The organism is Chelativorans sp. Marseille-P2723 (assembly GCF_902809845.1).
Taxonomy (GTDB): domain Bacteria; phylum Pseudomonadota; class Alphaproteobacteria; order Rhizobiales; family Rhizobiaceae; genus Chelativorans.
Window position 1 is genome coordinate 468066 of record NZ_CADDWI010000008.1, and the last position, 20950, is coordinate 489015.

Consider the following 20950-nt stretch of genomic DNA (forward strand, 5'->3'; position numbering starts at 1 on the left):
CTCAATCAGCTACAAATCTACCCTCTTGCAACTGTCGCTGCCATATGGGGTTGCTAGGTGGAAGTTTCAAAGGCTGGCGTATCTGGCAGCACCTCGTGTCTTGAAGGATGCGTGCGAAGGAGCCTTGGCCGTCAGGCGGGAGCGCGGTACGGCGTTGGTGTGTCGAGCGCGATCTGCTGGTTGCACGCGCGACGATTCGCGAACCGGGCGTCGACGGCCGGGCGGCGGCGTACGTCGCGGCTCGATGGCTTTGCGGGCTTCATCGTTGGATCCGCGGCAGGAATGGCGGCAAAGCGGTGCTTCTGTAGCAATGAAGCGGTTCGCAAGTTCTCAGACGCATGATAGTCAAGGCACTCTAGACGGTTGCCGCCGTGTCAGCGTAACGGAAACAGCTCCGACCGCTTTACCTGTCCTAGCGCGAAGCTGGTCTCGATCGAGGCAACATTGTCGAGCCGGGTGAGCTTGTCCTTGATGAAGCGCTCGTATTCTTCCAGATCCGCAGCAACTATGCGCATCAGGTAATCGCGCTGGCCGGTCATCAGATAGCAATCAAGGACCTCCGGCCAACGGGAGACCGCTGCTTCGAACCGATCGAGGTCTTCTTCCCGCTGGCGTTCCAGCTTGATTGAGGCGAAGGCGCTGATGGGCAGACCGACCTTCTTCTGGTCGATAATCGCGGCATAGCCTTTAATGATGCTCGCCTTTTCCATCAGCCTTACACGCCGCGCGCAGGGGGAGGGGGAAAGGCCAACCTTCTCCGCAAGCTCGCCGATCGAGATCTTACCGTCTTCCTGCAATGCCCGCAGGATCTTCCGATCAATGGCGTCAAGTTTTGGAGTTGGCACGGTTTACCCAATTCTAGTTCGTAGATTAGCTGATCAAGCTAATATAAGGCCGAGATATAGGCAAGATTGGTCTGAATAGCCTCAGTTTCTGACGTACTCTGTTTTCGAAATGGGAGTACCGCTATGACTGACCTGAAGATGCTGGCCGAGCTGGAGCGTAAGGTGCTGTGGCTGGCCACATGGATGATCCACAACGCGAACCATTTGCGCGATAACGGCGACGGGCTAAAGGTTGGTGGTCATCAAGCCTCATCTGCTTCGCTCGCAACCATCATGACCGCGCTCTATTTCCACGCGCTCAGGCCCGAGGACCGGGTCGCAGTCAAACCCCATGCGAGCCCGATCTTCCACGCTATCCAGTATCTCTTCGGCAATCAGAGCCGCGAAAAAATGGAGAACTTTCGCGGCTACCAAGGGGTCCAATCCTATCCTTCGCGGACCAAGGACGTCGACGATGTCGACTTTTCGACCGGCTCGGTCGGGCTCGGCGTCGCGCAGACCTTATTCTCCTCATTGGTTCAGGACTATGTGAAGGCGAAGGGGTGGAAGACCGGCATGCCCGAGGGCAAGATGGTCGCGCTTGTCGGCGATGCCGAGATGGACGAGGGCAACATCTTCGAGGCGCTGCTGGAAGGCTGGAAGCATGGTCTTCGCAACACCTGGTGGGTGGTGGACTACAACCGCCAGAGCCTCGATGCCATCGTGCGCGAGGGGCTGTGGGCGCGCTTCGAGGCGATCTTCCGCAACTTCGGCTGGGATGTCGTTGTGCTCAAGCATGGCAAGCTGCAGCAGGCGGCCTTTGCCGAGCCTGGTGGCGAAGCGCTACGCGAATGGATCGATGCTTGCCCAAACCAACTCTATTCAGCGTTGACCTTCCAGGGTGGGGCGGCCTGGCGCGAGCGTCTGATGAACGAGATTGGTGATCAGGGTGATGTGACACGTCTCCTCGAATCACGCAGCGACGAAGAACTCGCCGCGCTTATGGGCAATCTCGGCGGCCACGATCTTCCCTCGCTTCTGGAGGCCTTTGAGGCTGCACGCCAGCATGACCGTCCCGTGTGCTTTATTGCCTACACGATCAAGGGTTTCGGCCTGCCGCTCGCGGGGCATAAGGACAACCATTCCGGGCTCCTTGCTCCAGCCCAGATCGACACGCTGCGCAAGAACATGAACATACGCGATGGCCACGAATGGGATAAATTCGAAGGGCTGGCCGTTCCGGACGACGCGCTAACCGCGTTCCTCAAATCGGTGCCGTTCGCCGCGAAGGGCCGCCGCCGCTACACCGCCGACGCCATTCCCGTGCCAGACAAGCTGGAATTTGGCGCACGGCCCTCCATGTCTACGCAGCAGGGTTTTGGCCTCGTCATGCACGAGATCGCAAGGTCTGATAACAAGCTTGCCGAACGCATCGTCACCACTTCGCCGGACGTCACCGTCTCGACCAATCTGGGCGCTTGGGTCAACCGGCGAGGCCTGTTCTCCAAGGAGACGACGGCAGACATCTTCAAGGCCGAGCGGATCCCTTCGACCTACAACTGGTCGTTCTCGCCCGAGGGCCAGCACATGGAGCTTGGCATTGCCGAGATGAACCTCTTCATCATGCTTTCGGCGCTCGGCTTGTCGCACTCGATCTTCGGCGAACGCCTCCTGCCTGTCGGTACGCTCTACGATCCGTTCATCGAGCGGGGTCTCGATGCGCTCAACTACGCCTGCTACCAAGATGCCCGCTTCATGCTGGTCGCTACGCCGTCCGGCGTGACGCTTGCGCCGGAAGGCGGCGCGCACCAGTCGATCGCAACCCCGCTGATCGGCATGGCACAGGACGGTCTCGCCAGCTTTGAGCCAGCCTTCGTTGATGAGCTTTCAGTGATGATGCGCTGGGCATTCGAATACATGCAGCGGTCGGGCGAGGCGGAGCCTGACAAGCTTTCCTGGCTGCGCGATGCGACCGGCGGCTCGGTGTATCTGCGTCTTTCGACCCGCACCATCGAGCAGGTGAAGCGCGAGATCACGCCGCAGCTCGAACGGGATATCATTAATGGTGGTTACTGGATGCGAAAGCCCGGTCCAAATGCGCAGGTCATCGTTGCCTATACTGGCGCGGTTGCCCCAGAGGCGATCGAGGCCGTGGGGATGATGGCTGAGGACCGACGCGATGTCGGGCTTCTTGCGATCACTTCCGCTGACCGGCTCAATGCCGGATGGACGGCGGCGCAACGTGCGCGCGAGGGCGGCCTTGTACACGCCTCAAGTCATATCGAGCGTCTGCTTGCCGAGATTCCGTCGCATTGCGGTATTGTCACGGTGATTGACGGTCATCCCGCGACGCTCGCTTGGCTTGGTTCCGTCTACGGTCATCGCACGCGTTCGCTCGGTATCGAGCATTTCGGGCAGACTGGCTCGATTGCCGACCTCTACCGCCACTACGGCATCGACGCGCGAGGCATCATCCAGGCCACCGAAGCACTAACGCCTGGCAAGCCCATCCGGAATTTGCGGGTCGTGTAGAGGTTGTTTCGGCATCACGCTTGCAGGCCGCAGTAACGCGGCCCGCAAGCTGATGAAATCCATCTGCGCAGCAACGTGTTAGCCGGCTTCAGCAACACGCCCGGGGAACCCATCACGTTGTGAAGGCGAGCATAGTTTGTCCCAAACATTTCACTAAAACATTGAAAACATTAGATATATGTTGGAAACCGGCAATGCGGTTTGTCCGCAATGGCAGCTTGGCGATGTCCCAAAGTCGGGTGTTTTGAGCGGCGGGGAGGGAAGTGGCCAAAAAGAAAGCGCCCCGGCATTGCCGAGGCGCTGAATTGATATCCCGTATATAGGAAGACTTACTGGAGTTCGGCTCGTGTATAGAACCGCGCCCCGATCACATCGGCCGCGAATGCAGTCTCGACACCACGGTTCTCAAGCTCCTTTTTGGTGCTGGCAAAATGCTCTCCGCGCTCCTTGGCGAGATTCATGAGGGAGACATAGGATCGTTGGAAGCGAGCCAGGTCCTCCGGCATGACGATCGTCTGCGGGCACCGATTGATTGGGTTCACCGCAGTGCGCGCAGGGAGGTGCCCATGCTCGATCAAAGCTTTCACTACCTGCGTCTTCGTCCCCAGGCGATGCTCGACCTCCCGGAGCGACAGTCCGCCGTGGTCTTTGAGCATCGTCTTTTCGCGAAGCTCGGTCGGGTCGACGAGCACTGTCATGTAGCCGCGCTTGTCGGGATCGCGGAAAGCACGCTCCAGCTTGCCCGCCAGCAATAAATCCAGGATCTCGACAGCCTTGCAGTTCGCCTTCCGAACGGCCTGAGGGATGCTGCACAACTCGGGTTCCTGGCCCGTCAACAGCTTCGTGTTCGCCAGCAATCGGTCGAGAAACACGCTGATATCTTCGCGACGAAACCGGAATTGGAGGCCATGTTTGGCTCCCGCCTTGACGTGGGGTGCAAGGTAACCCCGGTCGACCAGGATGCCCCAGTGAACCCGTGGTGCGTTGACGAGTTCCTGCGCCTCCTTCGCGGACACGGTGTCCTTGATCTCCGCAACAAATTCCGCGATCTCCTCAGCATCGAGCATGATGCGGGCATTGGCCAGCGTCGCAGTATCCTTGGAGAGGACATCCGCTTCGATGAGAAGCTTTCGCAGGCGCTTTGGGTGCACGCCGAATTCCTTGGACGCAGATTGTACAGAGTGCCAGCGTCGATCAGTGATCGGACCGAAGAGCTCGTCTCCCGGACCAAGGGGAAGGGTGTCAATGGCGTGCGCCCGGATCAGCTTTCGAACCGGATCGTAGGCGCTGTCGTCGGAATCATGTGCGAGCGCCTCGTACAGCCGACCGTAGAGTGCCCGTCCACCAGCATCTCCGGTCTTGCCCTTGAATGCGGCCTGCATCTTCGACAGCCAGCTACGGATTCCATCCTCCCCACCGGAGGTAACTACAAATCCGGCGGCTCCAGCCTCCCACCAGTCGTCACCGCTAAAACTACGGATCGGAGCCTTGAGGCCGCGCGTCACCACGGCACCCAACAACTCGGTGAATCTCGCGGCGGCATAGAAGGGCAGGGCGTCGAGGAAGGGGAATGCACCGACGCGTCCGGTCATCCGGTCGTGGAGATAGCGTTCGAAAGCCGACGGCTCGCGCGCAACCGAATGCTGGGCCGCGTCGGGGATCTCCCGGCGGTCCGCCTGCACCATGGCGGCGAAATCGTGGATCATGGATGGCTCCTGCTGCACGGAGCACTCGACAAGCGACACGTTGTGGACGTCACATGTCCGGATGAACGAGATCAGCCATTTCCTGCGGCCCCATGCCCGTGCCAGGGGGTGCTCATCCTGGCGGCGCATGTCTTCAGCCAGGCATTCGGGACAGAAACGCAGGCGGTTGCGGATCATCAGGTTCCGCGTCATCCGCTGGCCGTCGACTTGGTACCCGTCCGCCGTTTTCAGGATCGCGCTGTCTCTGAGAGAACTCACGTCGATGTCTGCCAGATATGCAAGTCTCGAGAGGGCAGCGTCACGGCCATCCACCACGTCCTGAAAGTTGAAGCCCAGATCGGCGCAGAAGTGGCGTGCTTTCAGGCGGCCGTTCATGGCCGCCAGTCTGGAGCAGAAGCTTGCCGGGGTTTCGCCGGAATGAAGACGGGTTCTGATAGTTAACTGGGTCATGTCCGTCTCCTCAAACCTTTCGGCGGCGTTTCGGGGCAGGGGAGACCTCTTCGGCTGGACGATCTCGGACAAGAGCAGCCGAAGGCTGAAGCATTTGCCAGTCGGCGCGAAGAAATACGTTCTCGTCCTCAGTACAACCGGAGAAGCGGCTGTAAGCCGCCGCGAAATGTCTCGCCTTCACCTGTCCGCCTGCAGCTTCATCGAACATCGCTTGCTCGATCGCGCCGCGGACGAGTTGAATTACAACGCCGAAGCGGCCGTAGGCGGCGTGGAGCAGGCGGTGGATGAACTCGTCTGGCAGGGCCGAGGCGAGCTGCATTTCGGCGTGCTTTGTCACCATGTGTTCGATCATTTTTCGTACGGAGACGGCGTCTTTCGCAAATTCCAGGTTGCTGAACTCGAAGATGCGGGATCTGCGCATCAGCTGCACATCGGATGAGACCAGGCGCGCGAGTGTCGGAATACCAGACAGGATGAAACACACAGGCCAGTCCGGCTGTTGCATGACGTTCTTGATTGTATCCGACAGCTTTTGCCGTTCGGTGTCGTTCAGCGTGTTCACGGCATGCTGCATCTCATCGATGTGAATGAACATCACCTTGCGAATCCGGATCTGCTGACGGACGAGCTCCCACACCATGTGTTCTTTGATTTCTCGGGAGAGGGGATATCCCAACGCCCTAAGTACTTCCCGCCCCAATTGCTTCAGCGTGCAAGGGGAGGGGGCCACGACGCTGATCAGGGGAGATGTCGAGATGCCATAGCGGTCCTGGTAGGGCTGAAATTCGGCTCTGTTCGCGACGATACGTTTGAGGAGTGTCGTCTTACCCGCTCCGGAATCTCCGATGACCACCAGAGCCGACCCATCGCGCCGTACGCTCGTTCCTTTCTCTTCTCAGTCGTCGAACGATCAGTCGTCGAACGACCAGTCGTCAGCGCGACCGGCTTCATCGGATCCGTCGTCATCATCGGCGGAGGGTTCGACGTCCATCGCGTAAGGGGACGGTTGCGGTTCCGGCGTCACCGGTGCGGCGCGCACGCGATCGTCATCGGGATTAAGGTCGTCAATGATCGGGTAATCCCTACTGTCCTCCGGGAGGGCGACGACGTCGCCAGCTTCGGATGCAGGCACCTCACCGTCTTCCATCATCTCGAAAGTACGGAAGTGGGCCCGCTCGAGTTCGCGGAAGTGCTCGCTGTTCATTACCGGAGAACCAAGTTCGGCGCGTTGTGCAGCCATATCGCCATAGGCACGGCATTCGGAAATTGTCTTGGCGACCACCGATTGCGGCACGCGGGCGTTATAGGCATGGACACGGGAAAGGTGTTTGACAGCTTCAACCCATTCCCAGATGCTGACACCCTGAAAGCCATCGAAACGTGCCCGGGCGACCGCCCACCCGCCTTCTTCCTCATGCCAGAAGGAGATCTCGCCAAGGTCGAAACGATTCACGCGGATGTGGACAGAAGGGTTCGCCTTCGATGCCCGGATCTGCTGGAGGAGGGGAGATTGGTAGTGGATCCCGAGGAAACGGACGCCTTTGCTGCCGACCCGGCACTCGCAGTGGACCCCAAAGATGCTCCGACGGATAAAGGGAGCTGGCGGTGGAATGACCGGGTTCCGCTGCGTCATCCGTAGCCAGGCATTGCGGGGCGTTTCACCGGCAAGGCCCGTATGCGGCGTGTTGTGATAAGCATCCACGATGGCGCGGACGAGAAGGCGGTTCAGTTCCTCCACGGAGATGGACGCGTTGCTTTCCGAGTCGTAATCACCCCGGACCACCACATTCGCAAATGTCTGACCGGAGAACCAAACGAGGAACCGCTGGCGAATGATCAGAAACATCCGCTCCACCGTCCCTCTCAGGTGCGGCTTCCCCGATGGCGGGATGACAGCGTTGCCGGTCAGCGCCAGCACTGTCGCCTTGAAAGAGTTGGCCACATAGGCTGCACCTGCGTCCGTGTAGATACTTTCCGGCGTGCCGTGCATTTCCCAGGGTGTTTCGGCTCCCACTGCATCGGCGATGTGCGATTTGTCGTGAACGGCCATTTCCAACGTGACGATGGATGACTCCGCCGACGGTGGCTTGTCGATGAACCGCATCGCCAGAATGCACCGCGTGGCAACGTCGATGGCGATCGAGAGCCAGACACGGGCAGGTTTGATCGCCTCTTTCTCTTTCTCGGAAAGGGTTTCCCAGACGCCGATATCCATGAGAATCGTCATCAACTCGACCTCGTACTCGTCCATCTCCACGCGCTGCAGTGGACGGTCGACGTCGACGCCTGATTGGGTAATCTGAAGCTTTCTTGCTGCGTAGTCCTTGCCCTTTCTTCCGGCCAGCACGAAAAAGTGGTCGAGTTTGTCGATCATGGTTTCGAAGGTGCGCCGGCTCGGCGAACGGAGAGGTTTCAGGCCTTTCAACGCCCGTTCCTTGTTCAGCAGAACGAGTTCCGCATTCATGTCGCTGAATAGGGTGGCCTTCGATGGCTGGTTCGAACTGGCATAGCCCGCCGCCCACTTGCGGTGGATTTCAGTTTCCTCGGCCGTGAAACGCGACGGGCGCGTGCCGGGATACCGGTATCCGTCTCGGAGAGAACGGGCGTCAAACCCGGCTTGCTCGTATCTTTTCAACCAGCGACGGAATGTGCGCGGCGATACGGCAGCTCGCCGCACTTCTTTGGTTCCTCCGCGAGGTTTCCTGCCCTTTGCGCACGCCTCGGCGTCATCGAGTTCCATTTGCCGTGCACGCATGTATGCGGCGAGGCTTTCATCTGAGCGGGAAAAACGGCCCTCGGCTTCCAGCTGGAAGAAATTATGGATCAGCGAATGCCGCCACAGGATAATATCCTGGGCTTTCTCGGTGAGATCCGTGACCTGCAACTCGCCATGTTTGGCGCGAACATAAGCGTCAGAACCCTGAAACCAGTCCCTGTCGACGACGAGTTCTCCGTTGGCGATCTTCCGGTAGACTTGCTCATGCGAGAAATGCTCCACGAGTTCGAGGTCGTCGTGACGGCGGAACAAATGCCCGTCACCGCTGTCACCGCCGTAGACGTATGCGGTGTTGCCGATCGTGATGCGATCGTGCCGGCCGAAACGATAGAAGGGAACGGTCGGAACATTCGCCCCAACGGGCGAGGTGGTTGTGTTGCTCATTTGAATCTCCTTATCCTTGCGCGAGCAGCTCATGGTTCACACGCACGATCGAGCCGTCCTGGATGCGCGTGTGCCGAGGGTCGCGTGCGACCAGTTCGAGGACACCCTCATCGATCAGGCACCAAAAAGCTGTCCTGGCGGGGCCTGGGTCCGGAGTTGCCTTGAGCAGATCGTAGACACGCACCAGGCCGTTGATGCCGGAGGCGATGCGTCGAAGCTCTGCGCAATCCTGCTCGTTACGCATCCGCCGTGCCTTGAGCACTTGTTCGGCGTTGTACACGCGTGCGCGGGAGATCTGCCTCTCGGTGAGGATGACCGCTTTGTCCGCAACGCCAACCAGGCTTTGTCGGCGGATCAGCTCGATCTCGAGGTCGAGGCGGGTTCGTCTGACGCGGCTCGAAGGCTTGACGGCATACGCCACCCGGCAGCCGCTCTCGAACACCGCGAGCAGGTCAAACGTGTGTTTGCGTTCCACCCCGTCCAGGTCGACGTACCAGACGGCTTTCGGTTGCTCCCAGACTTCGCGGACATCTCGCTTGGCCAGCAGAACAGTCATCGCTTTGGCCTCAAGCAGGCTTTCAGCGATCATCTTGCGGTTCGATGATGCATTCGCGACGCTTGCGCGTGCGGACGCGTTCGTCTTCCAATCGAAGCGTCGGGAAGCTTTAGACTCTCCGGGCGGCACCCAAACTTGGGTCATGCTCAGAACCTCGTTCGCGCGGAAGGCACGGTATTTCGCACCCTCCTCCCGAGGTCTCGATCACGCGGCCCGTGAACAGATGGTCAGGGCGCAGGAAGCTCATTGCCGCGGGAATGTTTCCCGCCGCCAGGGCAATGCCCGCACGACGATCATGGAGATGATTCAGAAAAAGCCGTTCGCTCATGAAGCTGTCCTTTCAAAGCTGATGATTTGCTTGTCGAAAGGACGATCCGGACGCCGATGCTGGACATCGGCGTTGAACACACACCGATGTTTAGGCCTTCGCCGTGCGGTCGTCCCGCTCAACTATCGATATGAGCTTCATCATGTATTCCGGTCCTGTGTTGCCGACGGCGCGCGTCGGGAGGCGGCTTATGTCAGCAGCAGAGACGAAGATCAAGATCCCGAAACCGGCGCGACGTTCTTGACCATGGTACTGTGTCCGTTCGGTCACAGTAGTGTCCAGCCTTCATGCTGCCGAATCTCCTACCCCACAGATGAGTGTTCTCGCACGTTTCCGGCTTGGGCAGGGAAGCGTGGATTGCGTTGGGTGACAGCGGCGAATTGGACGGCCAAATCCAGGTGGACTTTGACGAATCGGGGCAAGGATACATCGATTTTATGATCCGGCCGGATCTTCGTGGGCGTGGGGTCGGCAAGGCGGTACTCACTGCCTTTATGTCGGCCCTGGTCGCGAGTTCCCGATTCTGGAGGTCGTATCGAGCCTGATAAACCTCGCAAACCTTTCCTGTGTCCAGTTCTGCGACTTCAGCCTGCTCCGTGATCGAGACGACGAGGGCTTCATTCGTGCAGTCTTCATGCGACACCCGTAGAGGAGGAAGTCACTTCCTTCCCCGTTTCCAAAAGGACGGTGGGCGGACACTGCGCCTTGGCTCGCTCGATTGGTCACTGGTACATGATCAGACATCAAGAAGAAGCAGGTTGCCGCCAAATATGCGAACACCATATGCGTCGCTGGTCCGCGGAGGAGCGTCATCGCTCCTGGTGAAGCGCTCTGAAGCCACGCCAACGACCGTCCGGCGACGCGCGCCGGCTGGCCAGAGTTGATAGCCGCCGGGGTAACGTCCGGCCTGCGGATCCGCGCCTTCGCACGGAGATGGCCAAGAGAATCTCCGAACGGCACAGTAGCGGACGAACCAAAACATCGACTTGAGAGATAAGCTCACCATGTACCGAAGAAGGCTGAACAAGCCAACAGCGCCGCCCCGCCAGAGTACTCGACAAGAATTGCCGGAAATTGACCTCAAGGCGGGTAAGGCCCACCCGCCACGTCTGCCAAGCAAAGTATGCGGGCGATCACCGACATTCCGACGGTGTACGGCAGCCTGCCAAGGAAAGTTCCCGACTACCCGGGATCATCCGTCAAATATGAAGTCGAGAATCTGAACTCTTGCTTTATGAAATATCGAGCAAGTCGCTGCATGATTTGTGATGCGTTCAGCAGACGACGAGATTCCTCAGTTCCATCAGGGTCGGAAGGCACGTCTCGTGCTGCATGTGCAGTCGCGACACGGCAGTTACGATAGACATACGTCCCAACATCTACGCCTTCCGATTGCCGATCTGACTCGAAGGCTTTCAATGCACCTTCTGAGATGGACGGCTCGATCTTGGAGAAGACAATATTGACCCAGTTCTTCACCTTTTTCCCGTCGTCGTAGCGGGTCTCAAAAACCCTGAAGAAGCTAAGGACTGCATGACTTGCCAATCCTACTGAGTAAGCGTTTAAGCCATCGCGGTAGTAGGCCAAGCATCGCAACAGATCTTGATTGTCTGGGAGAGTCCGATAGAAATGCCACTCGTGCATTGTCGTGAATGCTAAATTCTGCCTAGGTACCCGCACTGGAACAGGGTTGCCGGACCAGCCTTCATGTAAAGACGCGGGCCGGTTGTCGCACCAGCTCATCACGCTCAACATGCGGTTCATTAGTGATCGCGCATCGTCTGCGGATAGGCGCTCATGAGCGAGATCGATACTAATGGAATGCGAATGATCTTTTGTCTTCGGGAAGAGAACCAGATGGTGCCCCCCAAACTTCATTCGTGTTGGGTCTTTTGGCCATGTGACCTGTGCGTCCACACGCAAATTCAAAAACCGTGATGATTGGCGGGCCCCGAGCTTCCGGCAAAACTCGGCTTTCTCCTCCTCGGTCTCATATTCGCGCCAATCGGTCTTGAGGGGGCGGTCTAGATGTCGCGAGATTGAGACCTCTCGTGATAGGTCTCGGAAGAATCTTGAACCCAACGACCTTTGGACAGCAGTCAGCTTGTCCAGTTGCTCGTGATCGTAACCTTCTTCTGCTCCAGATCCGAAAAGGCTGTGGGCGTATTTGGAGACGAACGAGACTGGCTTCACTTGACCGTTCTCTCTAAAGTAAAGCACGCCTGCGTATTCGTCGCCCTTGAAATCCTGCTCCACGGACAAGGTCAGACGTAAAAGATCAGAATTGGCATCTCCTGCTCCGATAAGTGCGGCAACCACATCTTTCAAGCTTGGTGCACTTCTGAATGATGCTTTCGGCCCCCCAACTGGACGCAAGCCACCAAGAATGAGAGAGGCATGGCCAGCAACCTCGGGCATAGGGTGGGCGAAAGCGAGCACGGCGTTCGCAATCTGTTCGTTGGATAGTCGGACGCCAGCATTCTGGCGGCCTCGCGGAAGAAGACCGTATCCTCTCAGGCATTCGAAACGCTTCTGCGTTTGATCAAGCGTGCCCCGTTCAGCAAGCCTCTGGTGAAGCCAAATCATCAAATCACGCGCGTACATATAGGCAGATCGACGGCTATCAATTGAATTTGGTGGCGTTCATCATACATGGCAGCTTGGGGTTGCTGCAAAAGGGCTCAATCGAGCGGTTCAATACGCCGGAGGCCGATGACAGCAACGCGTCGCTTCTTTCCCGTTCCGATCCATCGCAGGTGCATTTTCTATCGGTTCCCGTTCGTCGGAAGAAAGTGAAAGCTGGTCCCTCGACACGCGACATTTATCTCTGGAAACGTTCGTCAATCGCGGACGTCTGATTCGTCCAAAGCAGCTTTTCCGAGCGATCCCGCGCCTAGTGCACCGACAAGCTGGATGCTTTGGTGCACCAAGAGCCGGCGGTGTGGTGCAGCATGAACCCGCTCCTCGATTGATTCCGCGTCGATCATACGTGGCTGATGGTTGCTGGAAACCCTTTCGCCTTCGACACCAAAACCTGTTGAGAAATCCGGGGATTAGTTGAAGATGCCGGTTCCGGACGATGCGAGATGCCCGGTAATTCACTCCTGCTGGATTCTCCACCCCCTCCAGCCCATTCGGTTCCGCGCATTGCGCGGGAGCAGGTGAATATACTCCAGGAACATATGAAAGACGTTGCCGCAACTTCTTCGTTTCCGCGCATGATCTCAGATTTTGTTCGGCAGCGAGCCGCACCAGTTCTGCCGCCACGAGAGCTGGAGAAAATGCATGCCTACATGCTCGAGCTCGTCCGAACACCTCGAACGCCACCGCGGCGAGGGGCCAGACTGGATTGGTTGGCCATTGAACAGGAGTGCGGAGTAGAGGCGGAATATATGCAAGTCGCGAGATCGGTACTGCAGCCCGGATTCGAGGCAATTGTGCGGTATCTTTCGAAACGGCCTGTTCCAATTAAGCACAGCAGGCAGCCGGATAAACCAACAGAGAAAGTCTCCCGCAAGAAGTCTTGTGACCGCCCAAAGCGAGGGGTGCATCGCCAGGAGAGCCGGACCACGCAATGTGTGACGTCTGAAGAAACGGCGTCGGAACCACGAAAGAAGAGGGGCCGCCGGCCGCGAGGCGTCATCGAGTTTCCCAAGCCGCTCTGGGAGAGCTGGCGGGATCCATCCGCATTTCATGAAGCCCTTGAGCTCCACATGAAAAGACACGGGGACACCTATTGGTATCTGCATCGAGCCGTAGTGAAGCCGGACGAAACCCTGGACAGGAAGACATTGATAACATGGGTGCATGGCACCCGCGCACCGCGGAGCCTGGAGAGCTTCAAGATACTGGGGCGGATCGAGCGGCGATACCGACTTCCGGAGGGCTATTTCAAAGCGAAGCTTCCCGACCCGTCGCGTTCGGCACATGGCCATAAGCCAGCGGGGATCACTCCATCCGAACGTCGGAGAATCGCGTGGCATTTGCCAGATGACTTCGACCGCCGTTCCGCATCCGAACAGGAAGAAATTCTGGAATGGGTTCGCAGAGTGATCGTTGCGGGCTCAACCGACTATCGCCGATATCAGTCCGCCGCCATGAAGCACCGCTATGCGGTTCGTTTCCCGGACATTCTGACGAATATGGCCACGCGGGCCTCATCGATCCGGCAGTTCGGAGACGTTCAGCATGACCTGGACTTTGAGTTTCCTGACGACATGGAAACTGAACCGGCGACCACGACGGTTGTTGCTCCACCGCGGTTGCGCGGGGAGATGGCCGATCTATTGCGTTTCAAGACTTCAACCCTGACGGCGTTCGGCTATCAGCGCTCTGGCGTATGGGGCGAGAAAACCGCAGCGCAAAAGGTTGAGCATTTGGGGCTGCTTTTTGGGGCTCTTGTCGCCTCTTCCCGCAGTGCAGTCCGCGGGCTTGGTGTGCCCTTGCAGTCGTTGACATTCGGGCTGCTGGTGTTTCCGTCGGTGTGGGATTGGTACCTGCAGTGGCGTGAGCGCCGGCGCGGGTTCTTCACCGCTTGGGAAGTCGACATGCTGCGGCTGGCCATGGCGCTCACGAGGGTGGAAACCGGCTGGATCAGACAAACTGACGAACTCGTAGAGAGCCTTCGCCCTATCGGCAGACTGGTGACCGCGCAGGATATCGACATTGCCAGGCAGGACTGGGATGCCGCCTGCGACCGATGTCACAAGCACTGCGGTGTTCGTGCAAAGGAGGTCCAGCGAGTGGCCCGGGTGCATAGGGATCCATTCGAAGCCATCCTTCCGATCCTGGAGACTGACAGTCCCGTTGGCGAATACAAGAAGATCGCGGACGAGATCCTTTACAGGATGCCGGACGAACGGCGTTATCCGCGTGCTGCGGCCGAGTCCGTTCGCTCATTTCTGATGATCCGTTTGGGCTTGCACCTCGGGACCAGACAAAAGAACCTGCGCCAGCTGCTGTTCTGCCAGAAGGGCCGCTTGCCACTGTCCGAGCGTCAACTGGCCGAACTGAAGCGGGGTGAGCTGCGCTGGAGCGAACGCGAGAACGGCTGGGAAGTACTCATTCCAGCCGCTGCCTTCAAGAACGCCCATTCTTCCTATTTCGGAGACAAGCCGTTCCGCCTGATCCTGCCGGATATCGGCGAACTCTATCGTTATCTTGACGCGTACGTCGATCGGCACCGGGCCTGCCTCCTCAACGGCGGAGCCGATCCCGGCACCTTCTTCGTCAAGACCATGAAGGCAACCAGCAAGACGGCCGAATATGATCAGAACACGTTCTACGAGGCCTGGAGGCTCATTATCCAGCGCTACGGGATCTACAATCCATACACGCAGCGAGGCGCGATAGCGGGTCTTCTCCCGCACGGGCCGCACAATGTGCGCGATGTTCTCGCCACGCACATTCTCAAGAAGACCGGGTCGTATGAGCAGGCAAGCTATGCGATTCAGGACACGCCGGAGACTGTCGCCAACCACTACGCGCGTTTCCTCCCGCAGGACAAGGCAGCACTGGCCGCACAGATCCTGAACAAGGTGTGGGACGCTGCATGACGTCAGGTCGTTTGGAAGTTCCAATTGTTCCTAGTTGATCATCAGCCCCGAGCCGGCTAGATTGACCGCCATGAACAAGCCGTTCCTGCAGATCGCCACGACAATGATGCCGCTGTCGGAGACAGAAGCGGTATGCGTGGGCACGTGATCTTTCCAGGCCTTTAAGAGTAACGCCAAGCCGCTTCAATCGAGGCGGCCTTTCATTCTTCGGAACCGCCTCGCATGTAATCGAGAGGGTTCAGAAGATGTCATTCCAGGGCAAATCGGACGCACCTGTCCGCTATCTCACAACATCGATTCCCTATGTGAATGCCGAACCCCATATCGGCTTCGCATTGGAACTGGTGCAAGCCGATGTGTTGGCCCGTCACTATAGATCGTCGGGATGCGAGGTGCGGTTTCAAACCGGAACCGACGAAAACAGCCTGAAGAACGTGCGGGCTGCGGAAGCGCTTGGAGTTCCGGTTCCCCAACTGGTGGCGGAAAACGCGGCTAAGTTCCTCTCGCTGAAGGAAGCCTTGCGGCTGAGCTTCAACGATTTCATTCGCACCAGCTCTCATGATCGGCACAGGACAGGGGCGGAGCGGCTTTGGAGGGCATGTGTAGCGGCCGGCGATGTCTATAAACGTGCCTACCGGGGCCTTTACTGTGTCGGTTGCGAGGCCTTCTACAAGCCGGCGGATCTGATTGACGGCTGTTGTCCTGAGCACGGGATCCCTCCGGAGGACATCGATGAGGAGAACTGGTTTTTCCGCCTTTCGAGGTACGAAAAGGACCTACGTAACGCGTACGAGCGCCGTACCATCGAGATCGTGCCGGAGTGGCGTCGGGACGAAATTCTTGGATGGATCGAACAAGGCCTCGAGGATTTCAGCATTTCGCGTAGTGCGGCCCGTGCGCGAGGATGGGGCGTTCCGGTACCCGGCGATCCGGATCAGGTCATGTACGTGTGGTTCGACGCACTCGGAAACTACCTCACCGCTTTGGACTACGGGGCAGGGGGCGACGACTTCTCTCGTTTTTGGCTCAACCCCTCCTCTCGTGAGCACGTTATCGGGAAGGGCATTCTGCGCTTCCACGCCATCTACTGGCCGGCAATCCTGTTATCGGCAGCGTTGCCGCTTCCAACGCGTATTCTCGTGCATGGCTACGTCACCGTGGACGGCAAGAAAATTGGCAAGTCGCTCGGAAACGCCATCGACCCGGTTCCTCTCGCTCAACAGCTCGGTTCGGACGCGCTGCGCTATTACCTGCTGCGCCACATCCGCTCCACCGGAGATGGCGACTTTTCGTCAGAGCGCTTTGCACAGGCATACGATTCCGAACTTGCCGGTCAACTGGGCAACCTCGCTCATCGCGTCCTTTCGATGATCGAGCGTTACTGCGATGGGGTCGTGCCAGAGCCACTCGCCGATTACGAAACCGGGAATAGTATCAGCCGCTCGGCTAGGGCGCTTCCCGACACGGTATCAAAGCACCTGGAGTCGTTCCGGTTCGACAAAGCGCTGGGCGCGATCTGGCGGCTGGTGGCCGAGGCCAACAAGTACGTTTCGGATGTTCAGCCGTGGTCGCTGGCGAAGGCAAACGGCGATGACACGGCAGCTCCTTCGAGGAAGAAACTCGATCGCTGTCTGTATGACCTTGCTTTTGTACTCCATACCGTTGCCCGCTGCCTGGAGCCCTTGTTGCCTGAGAAAAGCAGGGAGCTGTTTCGCAAACTGGGCTGCGACGATTCTTTGCAGGACCTGCTGATTGGCAATGGAGTGGTGACCGGGATCCCGCTTTTCCCGAGGCACGATAGAGCCGACAAATGTATTAGAGAGCACCCGAAAGGATACCGTGCAGGATAGATCCTATCACTCCGCAGGGATGTTCCGATCCGCCGCCGCAGCTTCCGCATCCTCGCGAAGGGCCTCGGTGCTGACGTTCTCGGGTTCGTTCCTATCGGGCTTCACCTTGGGGGCCTGCGGTTGCCATGCCTTCAAATGCTGTCCAACCCGCTCGTAAAACTCGGGAATTGCCTGTTCAAGTTCGGCAATGAAGTTCTTCCGCTGCGTGAACCGAGCTCCTAGATCGCGCACGAAGACGACCTCGAACGAAGTGGCCACCTTTCCGTTCTGCTCTGCGATCTCAGGGGCTTCGCGCAGAGCGGTGAGGGGGTGTTGTGTAAAAGGTCCTCGACCGGGCCAAAAAGCCTGATGTGGATGTCTTCCGGCTTCGATTTCTGCAGCTGTCGGATCAACCAGTTCACGCGGGCCTTGGTGGATTTTCGGTCGGCTGGCGCATTCACTTTCATGGAAGCGAAGACGGCACGCTTGCGGAAATCGGCCGCGACGTCGATGGCCGCGGCTGTGTTAGGTACCACAAACGTTGAGTGAAGACAGTGTTCCGCCGCCAGGTGCTGGGCATCCGCTTTTAGCCGAGCTGCCGGATCGGCGGCGTGGGCCCGAGAAACCTTCACCGAGACGTCCTCGCCCAACTGGCGGCTGAGGAATAAGGCTTAGATCCCGGGTCTCCTGATACCAAGCCCCGACGACCTCTTGGACCTCGTTCACCTTTGGCGAGATCGTTCCTCCAGCTTGGATGGTACTGGCAATGGAAGACCAGGACGCCGGCATCTGGTCGAAGCTCTTCACGCCGGCGCTTGGATGGCTCAGGAAACGCACCATTTCATTGAGAATGATACGTTGCTCTTTGTCCTGGATATCATCATTGCCGAGTTGGAGTGTGGCTTGGGTGAGCAGATACATCCACGACCAATGGAGCAGAGTAGCCTTCTTCAGCGATGATGCGCTCATCTGCACTGGGTGATGTGACGGCAAGGGAGCAAATTGATTGGATATGGTGATCAGCGCATCGACGCCGTTCAGCTTCGCAATATCGAGGTAACTGTCCAGTTGCTCTTGGGTTAACTCGGCGTTCCCAACCTTCGCTTCGACGAGGGCGGTCCAGGTACGGGAACCGGTTTTTAGGATGAGGAGACCGTCCGGCCGAGCCGCTTTTTCTCCACCCTTCTTCAGAACGACCTCGGTATAGGCCTTGATCTTCGCACGTGTGCCTGCTCGGAGCCCGAAGTCTGCAAGGAGAGATTTTCCGAACTCATCGACGCTTTCGAGGCACGCGAGCAGGATTGAAAGTGTTCGGCCTTCTTTCGATGTCTCTGCAAGAACCGGGAAAAGCCGCGCACGCTCACCCCTGGCTAATATTGATGGCTTCTCGACCATCGCCCCCTCCATAAAATCCCGATGAGATTGGAACATATGGCTGATGAAAATGCAAAGTTCGCTCTTCGGGGACGATCACTCGTGCCTTCCGGAGCGCTTACCAACAGCCATCCGATAAAGAAGGCTGACTGAGCGAAGCCGTCGGGTATTGTCTCGGTTTGAATTCTGCCCTCGACCCATACAAGACAGTCGCGGAGCAATGTTGGATGGCTGGAGTGTGTGGCGCTTCGCGGACTCTCCCGAGCCCATTTTGCTACCGGTCAGCGGACATTCGGGTGATCCAGCCGTTTGAGCCCATAAGGGCCATATGAAAACCTGCGCGACAGCTTATTGATCGCCAGAGTAAGGCCGTGGCGAAAACAGCGTATTGGGGAGTGTATGGCGTGAGCGAAATGGCAGCTGCAATCGGGTTCTCAAAAGGTTGGCCTGCAAATGCCGAGGACGGCGACGAGATGGATGTGACGGGTTTGTTTACCTGGGCGAGTGCGTACTTCAGCGCTGCTGAACAGTTGAACTTCTCGGAAATCAACGATCATCATGCACCGTTCTACTGCGGCCCAGTTATGCAGAACGTCGGCTTGGCAACTGAGCTCATGTTGAAAACCATGCTCCGTGGTTGCGGAAAATCCATGCAGGAAATCAAGAAGTACAGCCATGATACCTACAAACTGTACTGTGACGCTCGGGCATGCTTCGATGAAGTGAAATTCATCAATTTGCATATATCAAATACAAATCACCTTGCTCTTCCTGAAGAGGTCCGACGTAGGTTCGATTTACGAGGCGAAGAGGATGTTGAGACCCGATGGCGGGTCTATTTCGATCATCTGCGACTTCTGGATAGCGTTTACGATCGGCCATATCGCAGCCGCTACGTCACGCCTGGCGAGGCAATTCTTCCTGAGACGGAAATCGTGCTTATAGGGACAAAGATCCTACTGAACGCTATGGGCGAGCGCCTCGCCACGATCGGCTCCTATCGTGTCACGCGATAACGCTCACCATCAGCGACAGCGCTGACTGCCGTCTTGCATGCTGTTGTGGTCGGTGATCGGCTCCCAAAGGCACGACATCACCTAGCTTCCTCATCCATCACCCTGCGACCGCTGGGCAAGCTCGCGGTACATCTGGACATAGAAGCCAAGGCCGTTGCTGTCCTTGAACCGACGGCGGTGCTCAACGCACTCATACCAAGCGCAGTTGAGCCGGAACACGTCAAGGGCATGTTCCGCTTCGTGTAGGTAGGTAGGCGTGTCCTGAGGATCTACAATCGGCAAGTGCACCGTGAACAGGGTAACCGGCATAATGTTAGGGATGGCCTCATAGGCAACCTTACCAGCGCGAAGGGCTTGAACGATCTGCTCGCTGTTCAACGGCCCCTGAACGGGCAGGATTTGTTCCACGAGTCGACGGGCGACATCATCTTCTTGGACATTCGCGATGACGGACCACTCGGACATTTCCGGCCTGAAATAAGGACTTGCAAACACCTCGAGTGCAGGCCTGACTGCCTGCTCGTGAGGAGCAATTGTTCGCTGCCAGTACTCACGCCAGAACTCGACCGCCTCTTTCGCTAATTCGCGATGTTGCGCCAAAGGCCCGTAATTCTCTTCGCCAGCATGGCGGGCGGCTAGGTAAAAGAACCGCTTGCGCTCCTCGTGGCCAAGCGTGCTAAACTCGGCCTCCGAGCGCCCTGCTGTCCAGTCGTATTGCTTGGTGATGGCGGTCCTCTCAATAGCGGCGTAGAGATGGGCGTCGATCCTTTCCAGGTTATTCCAGAGAATGCGTCCGATGTCGCGAATTCGGAGAATCCCTGTATCATCCTTACGGCGTGTGATGGTTTCGTTGAGGTTGATCAGCTTCGCGGGCTTCGGCGCATTCGGGTCGGCTAGGCCCGTCAGTGCGATATAGAATAACATGTTCTGATTGACGTGCTCGATCTTGTCGAGGTGCGCCCTCGTGAGCTTCCGGGTGTCGCTTGGAAAGCCGCGCGCATCGAGCCAGTCCTTCTCATGCTCCTTCCATTGGCCATGAATAATTGTGTTGCGGAGGTACTTTATCGCAAGATAATCGTCGAAGATTTTTCTATCCGCCTGAATGCCCGCGTCTAAGAAGCCTTGATGAAGACTTGTGACACGCTCGCCATTCGGCACGTTCTGCGCGAAGTATTTGTTGAGCACATCAAAACTGTCGCGTTCATTCCAAGCCTTAAGCATCGCCTCGATTCCACCGACGACAAAGACGGCGAGAATGCGGCAAAAGGAAGCGTCCAGAAGCGGCTCGGCGAAGGCGTAGTCAGCCCTAAGTGGGTGTGTGTACGCCGCGGACCGAGCTTCGTGGATAGTAATTAGATCATCCGAGTAGGTATCGATGAACTCACTTACGTCCATTGCTCTCTCCTGTTGCCGGTGGAGCACGTGTTTGTCACAATACCGTCCACCGGTTGGCTCACGGGTAAACGGCAGCAATGAGTCATGGGCGCGAATTCGGCAAGGGCGAACGAACTTCCGCACCGGGTCGACTCACGCCGTAGAACGAGTGGCAGGATTAAAAGAGTGTCAGGAATGACGGCTTTTGGCGACCTCAGCCGTTCCTGCGAGCTGCAGCGGCCGACG

The 20950-nt window shown here is 57.9% G+C and carries 13 protein-coding genes; 4 read left to right on the plus strand and 9 right to left on the minus strand.

The features are described 5' to 3' along the window. Positions 1–374: 374 nt before the first annotated feature. Positions 375–845, minus strand: coding sequence for an Lrp/AsnC family transcriptional regulator (locus tag HUS57_RS04160; protein WP_173931651.1), 471 nt, complete (start codon positions 843–845; stop codon positions 375–377). Between the two features lie 123 nt (positions 846–968). Here HUS57_RS04160 and HUS57_RS04165 point away from each other — a divergent pair, with 123 nt between their 5' ends. Then, positions 969–3356, plus strand: a complete 2388-nt coding sequence (locus HUS57_RS04165; protein ID WP_173931652.1) for a transketolase — start codon at positions 969–971, stop codon at positions 3354–3356. 329 nt (positions 3357–3685) lie between these two features. On the opposite strand, the gene HUS57_RS04170 is transcribed toward HUS57_RS04165, so the two are convergent. The 5 genes from HUS57_RS04170 to mauJ form a co-directional block, all read right to left on the minus strand. Beyond that, positions 3686–5512, minus strand: coding sequence for a TniQ family protein (locus tag HUS57_RS04170; RefSeq protein ID WP_173931653.1), 1827 nt, complete (start codon positions 5510–5512; stop codon positions 3686–3688). A gap of 10 nt (positions 5513–5522) precedes the next feature. Continuing rightward, complete coding sequence (locus tag HUS57_RS04175; protein WP_281409287.1) at positions 5523–6368, minus strand: ATP-binding protein; 846 nt, start codon at positions 6366–6368, stop codon at positions 5523–5525. A 54-nt stretch (positions 6369–6422) separates the two neighbouring features. Next, entirely contained in the window at positions 6423–8672 is a 2250-nt protein-coding gene (locus HUS57_RS04180; protein ID WP_173931655.1) for a Mu transposase C-terminal domain-containing protein, read from the minus strand. 10 nt (positions 8673–8682) lie between these two features. Beyond that, on the minus strand, positions 8683–9261 hold the full coding sequence (locus tag HUS57_RS04185) for a hypothetical protein (RefSeq protein WP_173931656.1): 579 nt from the start codon (positions 9259–9261) through the stop codon (positions 8683–8685). Positions 9262–10738: 1477 nt separating this feature from the next. Then, complete coding sequence (gene mauJ, locus HUS57_RS04190) at positions 10739–12160, minus strand: methylamine utilization protein MauJ (RefSeq protein ID WP_173931657.1); 1422 nt, start codon at positions 12158–12160, stop codon at positions 10739–10741. Positions 12161–12738: 578 nt separating this feature from the next. On the opposite strand from mauJ, the gene HUS57_RS04195 reads away from it, so the two are divergent. After that, on the plus strand, positions 12739–15111 hold the full coding sequence (locus HUS57_RS04195) for a hypothetical protein (RefSeq protein ID WP_173931658.1): 2373 nt from the start codon (positions 12739–12741) through the stop codon (positions 15109–15111). Between the two features lie 245 nt (positions 15112–15356). Further along, a complete protein-coding gene (gene metG, locus HUS57_RS04200) occupies positions 15357–16961 on the plus strand; it encodes a methionine--tRNA ligase (protein WP_173931659.1) in 1605 nt (534 codons plus the stop codon). 6 nt (positions 16962–16967) lie between these two features. On the opposite strand, the gene HUS57_RS17795 is transcribed toward metG, so the two are convergent. Both HUS57_RS17795 and HUS57_RS17800 read right to left on the minus strand, forming a co-directional pair. Then, positions 16968–17219 carry a hypothetical protein gene (locus HUS57_RS17795; protein WP_210256049.1) on the minus strand — a complete coding sequence of 84 codons (252 nt, stop codon included), beginning with the start codon at positions 17217–17219 and terminating at the stop codon, positions 16968–16970. A 246-nt stretch (positions 17220–17465) separates the two neighbouring features. Further along, a complete protein-coding gene (locus HUS57_RS17800; protein ID WP_210256050.1) occupies positions 17466–18335 on the minus strand; it encodes a hypothetical protein in 870 nt (289 codons plus the stop codon). A 383-nt stretch (positions 18336–18718) separates the two neighbouring features. On the opposite strand from HUS57_RS17800, the gene HUS57_RS04210 reads away from it, so the two are divergent. Beyond that, positions 18719–19330, plus strand: a complete 612-nt coding sequence (locus HUS57_RS04210; protein WP_173931660.1) for a hypothetical protein — start codon at positions 18719–18721, stop codon at positions 19328–19330. 90 nt (positions 19331–19420) lie between these two features. Here HUS57_RS04210 and HUS57_RS04215 read toward each other — a convergent pair whose 3' ends face one another. After that, complete coding sequence (locus HUS57_RS04215) at positions 19421–20725, minus strand: hypothetical protein (RefSeq protein ID WP_173931661.1); 1305 nt, start codon at positions 20723–20725, stop codon at positions 19421–19423. Between the last annotated feature and the right edge of the window lie 225 nt (positions 20726–20950).